At 63.5% G+C, this 16699-nt stretch carries 14 protein-coding genes, 1 tRNA gene and 1 other RNA gene; 5 read left to right on the forward strand and 11 right to left on the reverse strand.

Annotated features, from left to right (window positions below):
• The first annotated feature begins 10 nt into the window (after positions 1–10).
• The gene (locus tag DAD186_RS01095) at positions 11–688 is read left to right on the forward strand and encodes a metal-dependent transcriptional regulator (RefSeq protein ID WP_065247146.1); all 678 of its coding nucleotides are present in this window, start codon (positions 11–13) and stop codon (positions 686–688) included.
• Here DAD186_RS01095 and DAD186_RS01100 read toward each other — a convergent pair.
• The 8 genes from DAD186_RS01100 to DAD186_RS01135 all read right to left on the reverse strand — a co-directional run bounded on the left by DAD186_RS01100 (position 672) and on the right by DAD186_RS01135 (position 8122).
• Entirely contained in the window at positions 672–1538 is an 867-nt protein-coding gene (locus DAD186_RS01100; RefSeq protein ID WP_065247147.1) for a metal ABC transporter permease, read from the reverse strand. The genes DAD186_RS01095 and DAD186_RS01100 overlap by 17 nt on opposite strands.
• Positions 1535–2467 carry a metal ABC transporter permease gene (locus DAD186_RS01105; protein ID WP_065247148.1) on the reverse strand — a complete coding sequence of 311 codons (933 nt, stop codon included), beginning with the start codon at positions 2465–2467 and terminating at the stop codon, positions 1535–1537. Before DAD186_RS01105 ends, DAD186_RS01100 begins: the two co-directional genes overlap by 4 nt.
• Entirely contained in the window at positions 2464–3192 is a 729-nt protein-coding gene (locus tag DAD186_RS01110; RefSeq protein ID WP_065248655.1) for a metal ABC transporter ATP-binding protein, read from the reverse strand. Before DAD186_RS01110 ends, DAD186_RS01105 begins: the two co-directional genes overlap by 4 nt.
• A gap of 53 nt (positions 3193–3245) precedes the next feature.
• Complete coding sequence (locus DAD186_RS01115) at positions 3246–4187, reverse strand: metal ABC transporter substrate-binding protein (RefSeq protein WP_157457060.1); 942 nt, start codon at positions 4185–4187, stop codon at positions 3246–3248.
• A 529-nt stretch (positions 4188–4716) separates the two neighbouring features.
• Positions 4717–5889 (reverse strand): hypothetical protein, encoded by a 1173-nt coding sequence (locus tag DAD186_RS01120; RefSeq protein ID WP_065247149.1) that lies wholly within the window; start codon positions 5887–5889, stop codon positions 4717–4719.
• A gap of 152 nt (positions 5890–6041) precedes the next feature.
• A tRNA-Ser gene (locus tag DAD186_RS01125) sits at positions 6042–6126 on the reverse strand.
• 125 nt (positions 6127–6251) lie between these two features.
• Positions 6252–6368: a methionine/alanine import family NSS transporter small subunit gene (locus tag DAD186_RS01130; protein WP_065247150.1), complete on the reverse strand. Its 117-nt coding sequence runs from the start codon at positions 6366–6368 to the stop codon at positions 6252–6254.
• Entirely contained in the window at positions 6365–8122 is a 1758-nt protein-coding gene (locus tag DAD186_RS01135; protein ID WP_065247151.1) for a sodium-dependent transporter, read from the reverse strand. The genes DAD186_RS01130 and DAD186_RS01135 overlap by 4 nt, the downstream gene beginning before the upstream one ends.
• Positions 8123–8300: 178 nt before the next feature.
• On the opposite strand from DAD186_RS01135, the gene ffs reads away from it, so the two are divergent.
• An RNA gene (ffs, locus tag DAD186_RS01140) (signal recognition particle sRNA small type) lies at positions 8301–8396 on the forward strand.
• Positions 8397–8415: 19 nt separating this feature from the next.
• On the opposite strand, the gene DAD186_RS01145 is transcribed toward ffs, so the two are convergent.
• Positions 8416–9006: a DUF421 domain-containing protein gene (locus tag DAD186_RS01145; protein WP_065247152.1), complete on the reverse strand. Its 591-nt coding sequence runs from the start codon at positions 9004–9006 to the stop codon at positions 8416–8418.
• Between the two features lie 59 nt (positions 9007–9065).
• Here DAD186_RS01145 and DAD186_RS01150 point away from each other — a divergent pair, with 59 nt between their 5' ends.
• Positions 9066–11990 (forward strand): DNA polymerase III subunit gamma and tau, encoded by a 2925-nt coding sequence (locus tag DAD186_RS01150; protein WP_065247153.1) that lies wholly within the window; start codon positions 9066–9068, stop codon positions 11988–11990.
• Positions 11991–12196: 206 nt separating this feature from the next.
• Here the strand turns inward: DAD186_RS01150 and DAD186_RS01155 are convergent, their stop codons facing one another.
• Positions 12197–13702, reverse strand: a complete 1506-nt coding sequence (locus DAD186_RS01155) for an amidase (protein WP_065247154.1) — start codon at positions 13700–13702, stop codon at positions 12197–12199.
• A gap of 7 nt (positions 13703–13709) precedes the next feature.
• Entirely contained in the window at positions 13710–14285 is a 576-nt protein-coding gene (locus tag DAD186_RS01160; protein ID WP_065247155.1) for a GyrI-like domain-containing protein, read from the reverse strand.
• A gap of 78 nt (positions 14286–14363) precedes the next feature.
• Between DAD186_RS01160 and recR the strand changes: the two genes are divergently transcribed.
• A complete protein-coding gene (recR, locus tag DAD186_RS01165; RefSeq protein ID WP_065247156.1) occupies positions 14364–14957 on the forward strand; it encodes a recombination mediator RecR in 594 nt (197 codons plus the stop codon).
• A 107-nt stretch (positions 14958–15064) separates the two neighbouring features.
• Complete coding sequence (locus tag DAD186_RS01170; RefSeq protein ID WP_157457061.1) at positions 15065–16672, forward strand: hypothetical protein; 1608 nt, start codon at positions 15065–15067, stop codon at positions 16670–16672.
• Positions 16673–16699 lie beyond the last annotated feature (27 nt).

Here is a 16699-nt window from a genome sequence, read left to right on the forward strand (position 1 = left end):
CTGTGGTGGCGTGTCAGTAGAGAAGCTCTCCGGTAGCGTGCAGGATTACCTCAAGGCTGTGTGGGTTCTAGGCGAATGGTCGAACGAACCCGTGACGACCTCGAAGATTGCCGCGCGCGTGGGAGTTCGACCGGCAACGGCATCAGAGACCATTAAGAAACTGGCCGCACAGGCGCTCGTGGAGCATTCACCTTACGGGGCAATCACGCTCACGGAAGAAGGACGCTGCCTCGCCCTCGCTATGGTGCGCCGACATAGACTCATCGAGACCTTCCTTGTTGAAAAGCTTGGCTACGGGTGGGAGGAGGTGCATGCCGAAGCAGAAGTGCTTGAGCATGCGGTTTCCGACCTCATGGTGGAGAGAATCGACGCCGCTCTGGCGCACCCCACGCGAGACCCGCACGGTGATCCGATTCCAGGGCCCGACGGAAAACTTGAAACGATCCCCGCGTTCCAGCTCACAAAACTTGCGGCTGGGGAGTCGGCACGGGTGGAGCGAGTGTCGGATGCTGATCCAGCGCTTTTGCAGTTCCTCGCGGGGAAAGGGCTCACCTTTGGGTCGATCGTGCGTGCGCGCGAATCGGAGCCTTTCTCCGAGACGCTCGACCTTGAGGTCGACGGCGTGAAGGGGATAGCGACGCTCGGCAAGACTGCGACCGACGCTGTGTGGGTCACTGTTCTCGAATAGGAGGGCGACCCCGAGAAAGCGCCTTTCGGACGGCGAGTACGCAGAAAAAGATGAGGCCATAGACCACTGCCATGCCCGCACTCGTCGCCGCGCCGAGAACGTAGGCGAGCCAAAAACCCACAAGTGTGCCGAGCGTTGCGACGAGAGCGCTTCCGATGATCATTTCTCGAATGCTTCTGCACCACAGCCTCGCGGTCGCCGCGGGAACCACGACGAGGGCAAGCACGAGGACGGCTCCAGCTGCGTGGAAAGCGGCCGTCACGGTGAGCGATGTGAGAAACATGAAGACCACATTGATGGCTCCCGTGCGCACGCCGATTGATTGGGCGAATGCTGGATCGTAGGTCGTGACGGTCAATCGTGGGAACAACGCGGCGATTACGCCGATGTTAAGGGCGAGAACCGCGAGCATGACGTAGAGGTATTGCGGTCCAACGTCGATGCCGCCGATAGTGAGAGGGGTCCACGCGGCGAGATTGACATCGCCCACTAGAACCGCGTGCTCGTCAAGGTGGACATTGCCGAAATCGATCGAGATGAGAAGAACGCCGGCGCTGAAAAGAGCGGGAAACACAAGGCCCTGCGACGCATCTCCCGCGAGCAAACGCGTGCGTGAGAGTGCTTCGCTTCCGAGCACGACGAGGAGCCCCGCGCCTGCGGCGCCGACGATGAGCAGGGGAGAGGTAAGAGAGTGCGTCAGCGCATAGCCGATCACGACTCCTGGAAGAACCGCATGGCTCATACCATCGACCATCATCGAACTCTTGCGAAGTACGACGAAAACTCCGGGAAGGGCAGTAGCGAGTGCCGTCGTGACAGCTAGGGCACACGTACCAAGGATGAAGTTCACCGTTTCCTCCCTTGCCCGGGCGACGATCGAAAAGTGCGGCGCGTCGTCGAAGACGCGACCATGCGCGCAAGGATTCCACGTCGAGGGGCGCACAAGAGTGACACGACGAGAGCCCCGACGAGCACGAGAACGGTCACGGGTCCGCTCGGCAGTTCCCCGAGCGCGACAGATGCATAGGCGCCGAGGCTGCTTGCGCCCGCACCAACGAGAGCGGAGCAAAGTGTCATGGAGGAAAGCTCGCGCGTCCACTGGCGTGCGACCGCCGGAGGGGTCACAACGAAAGCCACCATGAGCACGAGCCCGACGGCTTTTACCCCCGCGACCGTGGCGATCGCGAGCATGGCGAACATGGCCGCATCGATCGCCTTGCCGTTCAGTCCGAGTACCGTGCAAAACTCCGGATCGAACGCGCGCAGCGAAAACTCTTTCCACAGGGCGAGCGTCACGAGGATTGCGCACCCGCCGACTACCGCGCTCGAGGTGATGTCGGCTTTCGTGAGCGTTGAGGCGTTACCGAAAAGAAACACACCGATCCCACCCTTACCGGGGAGGGAACTTTTACTGATGAACTGAAGGAGCAGCATACCGGTTCCGAAAAAGAGCGAGAGCGTCGTGGCCATCGCGGCATCGATCGTGAGCGGTGTGCGAGACGCAACGATGTTCGCGACGAGATGCGCTGCCGTTCCGGTGACCGCCGCTCCTATGACGAGTAGAAGTGGCGAATGTATGAAGGCGCCCGGACCAAGCGTTGAAAAAAGGAAGGCGAGGAGAACCCCGGGGAGGGCTGAATGCGAGATGACGTCGCTCGCAAGCGACTGGTGGCGCACATAGGCGAAGCAGCCGAGCGCCCCAGCGATAGCCCCGATGAGGCTCGTCCCCACAAGGACGCTGCGGTAGGTGTAGACCGAAAGAAAATCGACGATGCTCACGAGTGACCTTCTTCGCGAGAGACGAGGGCGCGCGAGAGACATCCATCGAGGTCATACGCGCGCCGAATAGCTACGTCTGTGAGGGTGCGTTCCACGGGGCCCGACGCGATGAGTTCAGTATTGAGAATCGCAACGTCAGAGCAAAACTCCCGAACAGTCGCAAGATTGTGATGAACGAGCACAACGGTGCGCCCTTTCGAGCGGAAGTCGGCAAGAACATCAAAGATTGCACGCTCGCTTCGCGCATCGACCCCTTGAAATGCTTCGTCGAGGATGAGGAGGTCTGGCTCTTGTACGAGGGCGCGGGCGAGAAAGACGCGTTGGCGCTGACCACCCGAGAGCTCATTAATGTGGCGTGTGCTCAGATCCTCGAGGCCGACCTGGCGAAGCGCCGCGAGCGCACGCTCACGCTCGCGGCGCCCCGGCTGGCGAAACCACCCGAGAGTGCCGTAGGTCCCCATTGTCACAACGGTGAGCGTGGTCGCGGGAAAGTCCCAATCGACGCTCAGAGATTGCGGCATGTACCCCACTCGCGAACGCGCCACGCGGAGGCTTTGTCCGAAAAACTCGGCCGTGCCCGTGAGGGGTGGAACGAGCCCAAGCATGGCTTTGAGCAGAGTGGATTTTCCCGCCCCGTTGGGCCCGACGATTGCCATGCAGGCGCCGCGTGCCACCTCGAGCGTGACACCTTTGAGGACGATATTTTCGCGGTAGGCGACTGTCATGTCGGTGACGCGACACGCGGGCGCGGCGACACTCTTAGCAGGGGGTTGCGCCGTCACTTCGCAAGCGCCTCCGCGACAGCGTCAACGTTGTGGGTGAAAGCTCCCAGGTACGTGTCGACCCCGGGTTCCGCTCCAAGGGAATCCGCGTACAGCTCGGCATCCGAGATCTTGACGTCCCACCCTTTCGCGTGCACGGCTTCTTGGAGACTCTTGATGGCCTGCGGGTTGGCCTGGTTGTCGAGGAAGATCGTGGGAACTTTCTTCGAGGCGATGAGGGTTGCAAGCTCGTCGATTTCCTTTGCGCTCCGCTTGGCTTCCGTCGAGATGAAATCGGTCGCGTGAACCTCGAGATCGAAATGCTTTCCGAAATAGTTGAAGGCGTCGTGCCCCGTCACGAGGATGCGGGGCGCATCGATCTTTGCGAGTTTTGCGTCGGCCTCACTCACTGCTGCGCGAATTTTTTCCTTGTATTTCTCGGCGTTCGCGCGATAGGTTTTTTCGTTTTTGGGGTCGGCCTCGGCGATCTTGTCGGCAACCGAGTCAACGGCGATGAGCCATGCTTCAGGGCTGTTCCAGATGTGCGGGTCATGGAGCGGGCGCCCTTTGTCGTCCTTTTCTGGCCACGGCAGGAGAAGCTTCTCGGGGATCTTCGATCCGACAGCGAGTTGACGATCGCCGAAGCTTTCGAGCTGAGAGGTCATGTGGGCCTCGAGGTTCAAGCCGTTCCAGAAAACGAGGTCGGCGCTTCGCATTTTTTCGATGTCTTGGGTGGAGGGCTGGTAGGTGTGGGGATCCCCTCCGGGACCCACCATCGTCGTGATCTCGGCGTCTGGGGCGATGTTCGCGACGGCATCGGCGAGGTAGCCCGTCGTCGCGTACACGGAGAGTTTCTTGCCGTCGTCTTGGCTTGCGGTTTGGCCTGAGCAGCCTGTGAGTGCGAGCGCCATGGCAGCGAAGGCAACGACGGCAGCGCGTGCTGACTTTCGAAGGTTCACGTTATCCCTTTGATGCTGGAGTGAAGACGTGCCGAGCAGGCGTGCATCCGTGCACGTCGGATGTCGATCCGTCTCTCGCGTCCTATGACGCGAGAAATCCAGGATGCACTAACAACGAAGTTAGGGCAACCTAAAATCGTGAGTGTTGTGTGTCACGAGAGCGCGGTCGAGCAAGGAAGATGCATCGTTGTGCTCCCTCGCGCCTCGATTTAACCGTGGGTCGATTTCTCTCGATTAGCCGGGTGTCCTGGAGTGCTACGTATGGAGCATCGAAGGGTGTCCGCTTCGTGTTCGACGCTGACATCGTTCCCGAGGGGAGCTTCGTGGGATAGTCCGTTTACAGGAGGCGGAGCTTGAGGCTTAGGCGCCAGAGAGTTTCCTCGCGATCCGGGCAAACGGGGTGAAATCCCCGGCGGGGGAGCGAAGCACCTCGGGTTTGCGATTCCGACGGTAGCCAGGCAACCGTCGGACTCCACATCAAAAGCTGATGCCGCCGGGCCTAGCTTCCCGGCTACGCCAGCCCCCCCATTTAGCGTTGCGCGTTCTTCGCGGCCTGTGCACGTGCCACATCATGTGCGAGTGCAAATGCATCGGCGTTGCGCATGAAATCTCGTGCCCACTCCGCTCGTCTCGTGGCTGCACGTCGGTACTGACTGCGCTGAACCGTGTCCCCGGAAGTGGCAAACCCCTGCGCGTTCTCGAGCCTCTCAAAGTGTTCCATGACCTTCGCGAAGGCATCGTCGGGGGAGGCGAGAGCGTGCGTGATGCTCTCGCCGTTCTCGATTTCGTCGTACAGCCAGCGCCCCTGAGCGTTCCGAAGCGCCCACGCGGGGGCTCGGTCGCCAATCTCCCTGCGCAGGTACGCATCGGGTTCCTCGGCCACGGTGATGTCGATACGCGCATACCGATCGCGCACGGCGGGCGAGCAGCGGAAGAGACGGCTAATGTCCCGCGCGTCGAATCCGGAAAAGTAGGGAACCTGCCCTGCAAGGGAACCGTCGGACTGAATCAGGTGATTGAAGAGGTAACTCGCGCTCCCGATGTACAGGCGGTCGCTGCCGGAGGTTAACGGAGAGAGGTACTCTTCGACGTAGTACACGCACGAAAGGATGGCGGCCATGTCGGCGGCAATGGCCCGATCGAACTCTTGCGTACTTTCGGGGCGGAACTCCCACGTTGCACTTCCGTATTCCTTGTAAATCAGGTCGCGGAAAGCCTCAACGGCTTCGTCGATTTTGCCCGTCACGCGTGGATCCCCTTCACCGGAATCTTTGGTCGAAAACCGATGCCTAACGTGCTTATCCGCGCGATCGGCGAACACGAGCTTCCACGTACCGCTTCCGTCGCTCCTTACGTTACGAAAGATCCCATACGAAACCGGTAAAACCCGACTCGTCGCCGTGGTCACCATGTTTACACCTTTAATTTCGCCCGGCTCGCTCCCCTCAAATTTCTCGTCGAGGTCATCTTTGAGGGACCGAAGGAAGCGATCGGGGGCCCCGCTCCTCGGCCGCACACGCCTCAGCTCACGAATGTGGAAACCCGAAATGTGGTCGATGACACTCTCGGAGCGCAACTCATCGAGATAGAGGCTTGCAGCAATCTTCGTGGGGAAGTGGTGTTCGGGCGGCTCCTGCGAGCACGCCTCTGCGCTCTGGGCGGTGCACTGTTGAATCTTGTCGAGCGGGGTAATGTGCCACATGCGGGACTCCAGGCGCCGGTCGTCGCTTCGTCGTGATTGAAAGGTGTGCGCACCGAGTTTACGTACCGGTTCTGGTGGAACTGCGAGAGCCCCAGCGCGAAAAACGGGCACCGGCCCAACCGTGAAGGCTGAGGCGGTGCCCGTTCAATCCGCGGAGGATAGGGGATTTGAACCCCTGAGGGCGTGAACCCAACACGCGTTCCAGGCGTGCGCCATAGGCCGCTAGGCGAATCCTCCATTGGCTGCCGGCCGCGAAAAACTCGCGTGCGCAAGGCAACGCGCTCCAGTGTACCCAAAAAGCTCCGTGCGGCGCATGTGCGGGCCGGAATCGCTCGGTGCGGACGGGGCGAAGGTCACACGGCTTAGTCGTCTTCGGCTGAAAGGTCGGGGTGGCGAACGAGGTTAATGATCGCGGCGCCAAGCCCGCCCCACAGCATGAGCATCGAGACGACCAGCAGAGCAATCGCAGAGGCATTCATCGTGTGTCTCCCTTCGTGAACAGGCGCGAGAAGAGGCCTGCGCGCGCGGGGTCATCGTCGGCGCGCAGCTCTTGCGGGAACTGGGTTTCGGGCGTGGGAACCTCGAGGGGCTTGCCGCGCACGATGCTCTCGGCAATCGGGTCGCCGTCGGAATCGAGCTTGCCCGCGTTCGACTTTTGGGGCCAGGGGACCGCGCTCATGACAATTGAGAACGCGACGAGCACGGCAGCCATTCCCCAACCGAACGTGTTGACGAACCAGTCCGGCATGCCGCCGTAACCGTTGTTGACGATCTCTTTCGCATCGAGAACGAGGGTGACGGCGAGAATGGCCGGCGCGATCACAGAGACCATGACGTACCAGAAGTCGCCCACCTTGAACGACCCGTACATGTTGAGATGGTCGCGCAGGGCGGGGATTGCTCGCACAACGTAGGCGAGGATGAGCGTGCCCACGAGAGCGGCAACCACGATGCCGAACGAATTGACGAACTTGTCGGAGACATCGAGCAGGTTCAGGCCCGTCGTCGTGGAAAAGCCGAGGGTCGAAAGGACCGCCATGGGGATGCCCACGGCGAGCGTGCCGGCAACGCGGCCAAGGCCCAGCTTGTCCTGCACAGCGGCGATGATGACCTCGAGGATCGAGATGAGCGACGTGAAGCCCGCAAGCAGAAGCGAGCCAAAGAAGAGCGCCCCGATGAGCGCCCCGAGCGGCGCTTGGTTGATGATCGTGGGGAACGCAATAAACGCGAGGCCGATGCCGTCTGCGGCGACATCCGAGACCTGCTGACCCGTGGAAGCCGCCATGAATCCGAGCGCGGCGAAGACGCCAATACCAGCGAGCAGCTCGAAGCCCGAGTTCGAGAAGGCAACGACGAGGCCTGAGCCGGTCAGGTCGGTCTTCTTTTTGAGGTAGGAGGAGTAGGTCAGCATGATGCCGAAGGCCACGGACAGCGAGTAGAAGATCTGTCCGTACGCCGCGATCCACACCGAGCCATTCGTGAGCGCACTCCAGTCCGGAGTGAAGAGCGCATCGAGCCCCATCGCGGCGTTCGGCAGCGTCACCGCGCGCAACACGAGCACCAGGAACATCGCGATGAGCAGGGGGATGAAGATCGTGCTCGAGCGGGCGATCCCGCCTTGAACGCCGAGAGCAAGAACGGCGATGGTGGCGACCCATACGATGACCATCGCGATGAGAATCTTCGGCACGAAATCGAAGCCGATGCCAGTCGTTTCTGCCGGGACGGATGCCGTGAACGTCCCGAAAAATGCCGCCGGATCCTCGCCCCACGCCTTGTTAAAGCTGAAGATGAAGTACCACGCGGACCACGCGAGGATTGCCGCGTAGTAAGCCGCAATGACGATGCAGATCATGACTTGCCACCAGCCGATCGCTTCGGCCTTCCGGTTCATGCGACGCCACGCGAGTGGTGCGGAGCTACGCCAGCGGTGTCCGATCGCGTAGTCCACGAACAGGAGTGGGATGCCCGCGGTCAAAAGCGCGATCAGGTAGGGGATCATGAACGCCCCGCCGCCGTTCTCGTAAGCGGTGTAGGGGAAGCGCCAAATGTTGCCGAGTCCCACCGCGGAGCCGATTGCCGCGAAAATGAAGGCGCTCCTGCCGGAGAACGCCCCTCGGTTTGCTCGTTGCTGCTGCTCGGGCGCAGCGTGGGCGGTCGACTGCACGCCCGCGGGCCGGCTCGTGCTCGGGGCCGACGGTTCCGCGCCCAAATGGTGGGAATGCTCAGTCATGGTGTTCTTTCCTCGGTTTTTCGCTCGCGTGGCGAGATCAGACTTCACAGTGTGGGGAGGGGGAGCCTCGGTTGTCCACCGTCGTCCGCATTATGGTCGGGTCGGTCGGTGAAGCTCGGCTATGTCACAGAGGCCGACGGTGACTGTGCGAAAAATCCGGTGAGGCTGTATCGTTGTGGGCGACTCCCCGTGTGGTGTCATCCATCGGAATCCCCCAGGGCTTGACGGCAGCAAGGGTACGAAGGCTCTGGCAGGTGCGCGGGGAGTCGTTTTATGCCGTCAGTGTGCGGGGGCTAGTCGAGCGAATCGTCTTCGGGAAGAACAAATTCCTGGCCCACGACTCCCGTGATGAGGAGGGGGTCAATAGTTTCTCCCTCGCGGATGACGCTAATGAAGCCGTTCGGTTCCATGATGGCGCACTGCACCTGGGATCGGTGGGCGATGCCGGAGCGACGGAACGCGAATGCGAGGTCCTGGTCCGTGACGCGGGCCCGCCGCGCATAGTGCTCGATTTTCTTACCGTGCGCGAAGACGACGACGGGGCGTTTGTTGAGGCCAAGCGCGGGATATTTCGTCGATCGTGACAGCGCCGTGTTCAGCGCTCCAAAGATCACTTCCATGAGCACGAGGGTGACGAGCCCGATCACACCTGCGGCGAGTGTCGGTGGATGCCCGATCACGACGCGACCTGCGACCGCACCGAGCATGATGATGACCGCCGCGTCGAAGCTCGTGGAGCCCGTGAGAATGCGCGGCCCAAAAATGTGGATGAGCAGGTAGAAAACGAGGTAGATGACCACGGCGGAGAGGATCACGATGGGGATTCGCCACCATTCGATGCCGATCGCTGAGATCAATGCCGCGGTCCACTCCTCAATCGTCATGCCTCAAGCCTAGGCCACCCGACGAGAGCCGCGGTGCTCGCCTCCATTAGGCTGGTGTCGTGGCTACAGCTCTTTACCGTCGTTATCGCCCCGAGTCCTTCGCCGAAGTGATCGGCCAGGACCACGTCACCGAGCCGATCCGGCGCGCATTGAAGTCGGGCCGCATCGGGCACGCCTATTTGTTCTCCGGCCCCCGCGGCTGCGGCAAGACCACCTCGGCGCGCATCCTCGCCCGTTGTCTTAACTGCGCTGAAGGCCCCACCGATACGCCGTGCGGCACGTGCGATTCGTGCCGCGATCTCGCGCGAGATGGGGCGGGCAGCCTCGATGTCGTCGAGATTGACGCGGCGAGCCACGGTGGCGTTGACGATGCTCGTGACCTGCGTGAACGTGCAGCTTTCGCTCCGGTCCGCGACCGCTTCAAGGTCTTCATCATCGACGAGGCCCACATGGTCACCTCGGCCGGCTTCAACGCGCTCCTGAAACTCGTCGAGGAACCGCCCGAGCACGTCAAGTTTGTGTTTGCGACGACCGAACCGGACAAGGTGATCGGCACGATCCGATCGCGTACACACCACTATCCGTTCCGCCTCATCCCGCCGCAGGTGCTCCTTCCCTATCTCGAAGAGATCTGTGCGCAGGAGGGCGTCGCCGTGGAGGATGGAGTCCTCTCTCTCGCCGTGCGCGCTGGCGGCGGCTCTGCCCGAGACACCTTGAGCGTGCTCGACCAGTTGATCGCGGGTTCCGATGAACGCGGCGTTGAACTGGAGGTTGCGACCAACCTGCTGGGATTCACCGATGTGGAGCTGCTCAATCGCGCGGTTGAGGCGATCGCTGAGCACGATGCCGCGACCCTGTTCGGTGTGCTTGACGAGGTGATCGGTTCAGGCCACGAGCCTCGACGTTTCGTTGAGGATCTGCTCGAACGCTTCCGCGACTTGATCGTTCTGGTTGCCGCTCCGGAGCGTGCCCGCGACCTTCTTCCCGATGTGCCGCTCGATCAGCTCGACCGGTTGAGCACCCAGGCCGAGCGCTTCGAACCGCGCACTCTTACGGACTTGGCGCAGATCGTGAGCGAGGCCCTCAACTCCATGGTGGGCGCCACGTCGCCGCGTCTGCACCTCGAGCTTCTCGCCGCCCGCCTCATCCTTGGCTCATCCGCAAGCTCCGGCGCCGCAATGGGCGGGGCACACACGAACGCGAGCGGCACCGGCGGCTCGGCTCGCGGTGGTGCGCCGGGTGGGGCTTCTCAGTCCGACGCTTCCCGGCAAACACTCTCGCCACGTCAGCGCGCCGTGCAGGTGGCACGCGAACAAGCGGCGGCGGCAGCGGGTCGCGACAGCGATCGAGAGTCGCAATCGCCGCAAGCCGAGGAGACCGCGTCGGCGCAACCCCAGTCGCAGTCGGCGCAGCCTCAATCGCAGTCGGCGCAACCCCAGTCGCAATCGCCGCAGCCTCAACCACAGTCGCCGCAGCCTCAGTCGCAACTGGAAAAGCCTCAGCCACGGCGGGAGGCTGCGAGCAGCAACGACGATTCGTGGGGCGACCTCGTGGCGTCGCAACCGTCGGACTCCCTCAAGCCTGCCCCCGCCACCGCGCCACCGGCACCTTCCGCGCAGAGCGCGCCAACCCCGCAGGCCGCGTCGGCGAAATCGGGAGCGAGCGTGAGCGATGTCGAGGGGCACTGGTCGGCGCTTATGGATACGCTTCAGACGCTCAAGCGTGCGTCCTGGGCGCTCATCGCCCAAAACGCGGGCCTTCACTCGTTTGATGGGTCAACCCTCGTGTTGAGTTTCCGCAGCCAGGGGCTCGTGAACGCGTTCTATCGAGGCCAGCACGCGCCGAATATGGCCGAAGCTGTGCGCCGCATCATGCGTGTGGACGTGACGGTCGAAGCTACTTCTGGTGACGCGCCACCGAGTGGCGGCCAAAGCACCGGCGGCGGTGGCCGTTCCCGCGGTGGCGCGCCCAGCGGCGGGATGCCGAACGGCGCTCCTGCGAATGGAGGGCGGCCGAGTGGGCAGCCCAGTCAGGGAGGGCCCGCACCGGGTGCGTCGTCGAGCTCGGCTCAGAGCGAGCGGTGGGGCGATGCGCTCAACACGTCGGCGCCGAGCCGGGTGCACGAAGCGGAAGCGAAGAATGCGCCCGCGCGGGGCGTGGAGAACTCTCGCGGTGGGCGAGGCGCCCTCGATGATGCGCCGCCGTTTGTGGACGACGAACCGCCATTCGACGAAGACGCACCGCCAGAGGACTGGACGCCAGCACCGGAACCCAAGGCTCCCGAATCGCCCGCTTCGGAAATTGCGACGCCGGAAAACCCGCGAGGCGCCCGTGAAATGCCGCGCGGCGTGACGGAGCCGGTGCGGATTCCGGCGCAACCCGGCGAAGGTGAGCCTCGCACGCACGGCCAGCAGGCTCTCGAACGCGCGATGCGGCAAGCCTTCGGTGAGGGCTTCGAACCGGCAGCGACCCTCGTGGAAGAACCCGAGGCCAACGTGCCGGCGGGGCACGAGAAAGACCCTGCTCTCGAGAAAGCCCAGGCGGAGGTCGAGGCGGAGCACGCGGATGCGTGGTCCGGATCAGCATCGCCCGCTCCGGCGGGAGACGACGGCTGGGGGCTGGGCGAAGCGACGGGGGAGAAGGTCGAACCTGCCGCCGAGAAACGCGAGCTCAAGCGCGGCCCGGGACTAGGGCCAGCCGGTGCGCCCCGCCTCACGGGCGCCGCACTCGCACGCCAGGCACTCCATGAAGCACAGGCCAATCGCCACTCGGGCAGTGGTCGCAGCTACGGGGAGAACTCAAGCGCGTCGTCGGCGCAAGAAGCGCCCGCCGCCGAACCGCAAGGCTACGACGACCCGTTCCAGGGAGCGTCGCTCGATGATGAGGACGCTTCGTCCGTGGGATCGCAGCGTCGCCCTGGGCGCGACATCGTCGAGGAATTTCTCGGCGGCGAGGTGCTCGAGGTTATCGACGAGCAGCCCTGAGCTCTTCTGCCGCTACGGATGATGAAGAAAGTGCGGGTCAGGGGCCTGGTTGGGGGTTGTGCCGGTAGTTTTTTCATGAAGTGTGACGGCGAAGAAGCCAGAGTCGGTAGGAGCGGCAAAGTGTGACGGCGCGAGAGCCAGGGTCGGAACTGGAAACTGCGGCGGGGCAGTGCCGGGGCCGGTGCGAGCGGGGAATTTGGCGAGCCTCAGGGGGTGATCAGCGTGGGCCAGGGGTCGAGGGCCTCGAGCTGGGCGGCGATGCTCAGCAACACTCCCTCGGCTCCGGGGCGCGTTCCCCCGAGGTGGACGCCCACGGGGAGCGTGACTCCCTCCACCACGGTGCGGTGAATCGGCACACTCATCGCGGCAAAGCCGTTCATGTTCCACACACTCGTAAACGGCGTGAAGCGCGACTGGAAGTCGAAGTCCTCATGCGGATCGGAGGGAATCCGGTTAGCGAGCAAGGGAGGCTCGGACAGCATCGGCGTGAGGATCGCCTCGAAGCCCTGCCACGCCTCGGCCATGCGCCTCGTCAGCTCTTGAATCCGTGCGAGGGCAGCGGCGTATTCGATTCCGCTCACGCCGGCGCCAATGCTGCGTAACCAGCGTGTCAACGCACCCACCCCCGCGGCTTCCTCGCCGACACGAGCCTCGGCACTCCCGGCCGGCCCGAAGGGCAACGGCAACGAGGCGGCGCCCACCGCCCACACGGGCATAAACGTTTGCCAATCCTCGGGCGTCATGGGGGCGGGGATCTCCACGACCGTGTGTCCGAGGGCTTCGAGAAGCGAGCGGGCACGCTCGACGGCTTCGAGAGAGGAGGCCGCGAGCTCTACCTCGGCGACCATGGGCGAGGTGAGCACACCGATCCTGAGCGGTGAGACTTCTCGCGCATCGAGGGCGGCGAGCGACGACTCGACTGAAGAGGTTGCGCCGCAGCCGGCACTCCGTATGGACCGCGTGCCTGCGAATGCATCGCCTGGCCGTGCGTGGGCGATGAGATCAATGCCGAGGGCGAGATCCGCGACCGTTCGCGCGAGCATCCCGTGACGCGCAAGACCCGGCCCATCCAGCCCATGCGGGCCGGAGCTCACCGTGCCGCGCGAGGTCACCATGCCGAGCACGCCATTGCAGGCCGCGGGCACCCGCACGCTCCCGCCGGCATCGTTGCCGTGAGCGAGCGGCGCGATACCGCTCGCGACGGCTGCTCCGGCACCGCCGCTCGAGCCACCGGCGGTGCGCCGCGTATCCCACGGGCTGCGCGCTGCCCCAAGCGGCGATTCGCTGAACACACTCATGCCGAATTCGCTCGTGGTCGTTTTCCCGATCGTGAGTGTCCCGGCATCCATGATGTCCTGAGCCACGCCATCGGTGTGTGTCGAGACGTTCCCGGCGAGAGCTGGAGAACCGGCCTCGAAGGGGAGACCCTCGACCTCGACGAGGTCCTTGATCGGTACGGGAATGCCCGCGAGAAGCGGCGCCTTGACTCCATTTCCCGCACGGAGCATCTCCTCGGCGCGCTCGGCCTGCCTCCTTGAGAGATCATCGGCAAAGCACGAAAAAGCTCCGAGCTTCTCTCCTCGTTCGTGGGCGCGCTCAAGCACACGCTCAATGTGGACGCTCGGCGTGAGCTCCCCGTCGCGATAGGCACGCGCGAGGCGCAATGCGCTGAAATCGAGCGGGTCTTCTTGAGTGCCGGCGCTCACCATCATCAGCCTCTTAGTTCAGCGGTGCGAGAGGCGCGAAAAGGTCGGTGCGCGAGGTCGTCACGACCGTATCGTTCTCGCCCACCGGGACAGACACTTCCCAAAACGGAGGCGTGGGCTCGAGTCCACGGTCGGTCAGTGTTGTCAGCAGGGCACTCCACGAGTCGTCGCGCGTGCTGTAGGGGCCGTTGTGGGAAAGGGCCGCGATGCGCCCCTCGGGCAGGGTAACGGTGCTCGCCGCGAGGTCGGTGAAGGCTGAGGTGGCGTCGGAGACCACCGCGATTTCCTCCTCGAGCGGCGTTTCGATCGGGAAGCCGATCGCCACATCGCTTTTGGCGTGCGCGCTATCGATGCCGCCCACGCGGTAGAACACGACGACGAGATGCCCCGTGATCGCGGCCCCTTCGCGTTCGAGGGCCGGGGGAAGGGCCTCGGCAACCACGCGTGCACATTCTCCGAGAGCGTCCATCGCGAGATCGTTGACGCGGACGGCGGCGAGAGGCACGGAGGGCTGGTCGAGCACGGTCAGTGTCGAGTAGCCGCGGCCGTTTTCAACATCGCTTCCGCCGGGGGTCGTGTGGATGGTCATGGTGTGCTTTCGCGTTGAGAATAGGCGTGGGGCGAGTTTACGAGTTTATTTGTCTCACCCGTGCCATAGAGTTTAGGTGTGTTTCAGGGAATCGTGCAGGATCTGATCGACGAACTCGGGATGCTTCCCGGGGTGGGCCCCAAGTCGGCGCAGCGCATCGCGTTTTACGTGCTCGGTGCGGAAAGCGCGTCGATCGAGCGGCTGGCCTCGACCCTCACCGAGGTGAAAAGGCGCATCCGCTTTTGCGAGGTGTGCGGCAACATCGCGGAAGAAGAGCGTTGCGCGATCTGCCTCGACGAGCGCCGCAACGGTGAGCTTCTGTGCGTTGTGGAGGAGCCGCGCGATGTATTCGCGATCGAGCGTCTTCGCGAGTACCGGGGCCGCTACCACGTGCTCGGTGGGGCGATCGACCCCATCGGCGGGGTTGGCCCGGCGGATCTGCGCATTCAGGAGCTTCAGGATCGCGTCTCACAGGGAGGCGTCACCGAAGTCATCCTTGCGTTGGACCCGAACGTTCAGGGCGAGGCCACGAGCACGTACATCGCGCGCACGCTTGCTGATTCCGGAGTCGAGGTCACTCGCCTCGCCTCGGGGTTGCCGGTTGGCGGGGATCTTGATTATGCGGACGAAATGACTCTTGGCCGCGCCTTCGCGGGGCGCCGGGCGTTCTAGGGGGATCGATGGTGCAGGTCGTTCAACCGGGTGCGGCGCCACAGGGGGGAGTCGGGGGTCCGACGCCTCCTGGGCTCACCGCGCAGCCACTTCCTCCACTGCTCGGCTTGCCTGAGCCGGAAAAGTTGCCCACGGGGGATCAAGTGGTCGATCTTCCGGAAGAGGTTCTTTTCGAATCAGCGCAAGTGATGCGCACGAAGGCTCGCTGGAAGATTTGGGTGTGGATGGCCCTCGTCGGGGCCGCGTCGTGGGGAACCCTCGGCATGGTTTTTCTTGGCTCGCTCACGCCCCTGTTCATGTTCCTTCCTCTTTTCGCACTTGCGGAGCCTGGCTTCGTCACCTCGCTTTTGAGTGGCCTCGGGGTCTCCCTGTGGGAAGTGCTGGTCGTGGCTTTGGGATCGGCGCCTTTTGGCGCGCTCGCGGGCCTCGGCGCGGCGGCACTTGGTTTGCGTTCCGCCGCGAGGCTTCGCCCCCGTGAGTACCTCACGGAGCAGCTGTTTCGGCGGGCGATTGGTTGGTCGTTTGCGAAGTGGCTTTTATGGCCGCAGCTCGCGGTGCTCGGGCTCTCAATGCTGCTCACGGCCCTTCCTGGCAATAGTTTTATGCTCGCCGATTTCTCCTACATCGTTGTCGCGGGCTATCTTTCGATGCTTGCCGTAGCGATCGTGAGTGTGCCGGTCGCGGGCGGGTGTGCCCGCGCGGCGAACCCTCTCGGGCTCCCGGGGTACAACGCACTTGAAGGAAAGCGGCAAGCGGCTGTGGGCACACCCAAGTTTGCCCAGTACACGCGCGTGATGTTTGCGCAGGATCGCCGGCACTTGCCGCGCAACAAGCTTGTAGTGAACTCGCGCATGTTTCTCGAATCGTTCTGGACGATTCTTCGCTACCGCGCGTGGCAGATCGTGCTTTTTGCCGCTCTCCTTAGCCCGTTCTACTTCCTCTCCGATATCGCCCAGCTTTTCAGCAACATTGACGATCTGAAGCAGGCGAGCAACGCGACTGATTTCTCTCTTGGTACGCGCCTTGCGTTCGTTCTTCTCGTGATCGCGTGGGGGAGTGCCTTTGCGTGGCTTCCGCCTCTCGTGCTCTCGCTCTTCCACCTCATTCCCTCGTCAAAGCGAGGGGTTCGTGATCAGCGCACGTACCCCACGATCACCGAGCGATTCGCCGTGAACCGCTGGGAACGCGGAGTCGTGTGGGTAACGACCCTTGGGCTCGCGGCGATCGAGGCCACGTGTCTCCTCGCGTTCCTGATCGTGTTGAACGCTTCCGGTGATGCGGGCGGGGCGGGCAGCGTGCACATCATGGCCCTTGCGTTTGCCGGGTTCAGCGCGAGTGCGCTCGGCATGATCGCCACGTATCGCGCGATGGCGATTGACCTGCGCACGATCGTGTACGGCCCCGCCGGCTGGTACGCGCGCCGCGAAGTCCCCTTTGCGGCGATCGCTCCCAAGCGAGGAACCAGAACAGACATGGCCGACGACCCGCGCGTGAGGGCGGCCCTGCGAGAGCGCCAAGCGATGGCCCTTGGCCTACCGAAAAATGCGAGCCTCGAGCAGATCGCGAAAATTGCCTCGCGCACCGGGGTCCTCCCCGATTTCGGGCTCGGTGAGCAACAGATGGCCCCCGCGACCATCGAGCCGCCAAAAGTGAAAGGCGAACACGATATTCCGGAAACTCTCGAGGAACTCCACGCGGGACGCCTCACACTGTGAGCCTCGCCGGGCGTGCTGCGCTCGCAC

This window comes from Dermabacter vaginalis (genome assembly GCF_001678905.1).
In the GTDB taxonomy this organism is placed as follows: Bacteria; Actinomycetota; Actinomycetes; order Actinomycetales; family Dermabacteraceae; genus Dermabacter; species Dermabacter vaginalis.

Bases quoted from the DNA above. Each gene is read 5' to 3' on its own strand.
- DAD186_RS01110 (WP_065248655.1), bottom strand. From the start codon at position 3,192: ATGACAGTCGCCTACCGCGAAAATATCGTCCTCAAAGGTGTCACGCTC.
- DAD186_RS01120 (WP_065247149.1), bottom strand. From the start codon at position 5,889: ATGTGGCACATTACCCCGCTCGACAAGATTCAACAGTGCACCGCCCAG.
- DAD186_RS01130 (WP_065247150.1), bottom strand. From the start codon at position 6,368: ATGAATGCCTCTGCGATTGCTCTGCTGGTCGTCTCGATGCTCATGCTG.
- DAD186_RS01135 (WP_065247151.1), bottom strand. From the start codon at position 8,122: ATGACTGAGCATTCCCACCATTTGGGCGCGGAACCGTCGGCCCCGAGC.
- DAD186_RS01145 (WP_065247152.1), bottom strand. From the start codon at position 9,006: ATGACGATTGAGGAGTGGACCGCGGCATTGATCTCAGCGATCGGCATC.
- DAD186_RS01155 (WP_065247154.1), bottom strand. From the start codon at position 13,702: ATGATGGTGAGCGCCGGCACTCAAGAAGACCCGCTCGATTTCAGCGCA.
- DAD186_RS01160 (WP_065247155.1), bottom strand. From the start codon at position 14,285: ATGACCATCCACACGACCCCCGGCGGAAGCGATGTTGAAAACGGCCGC.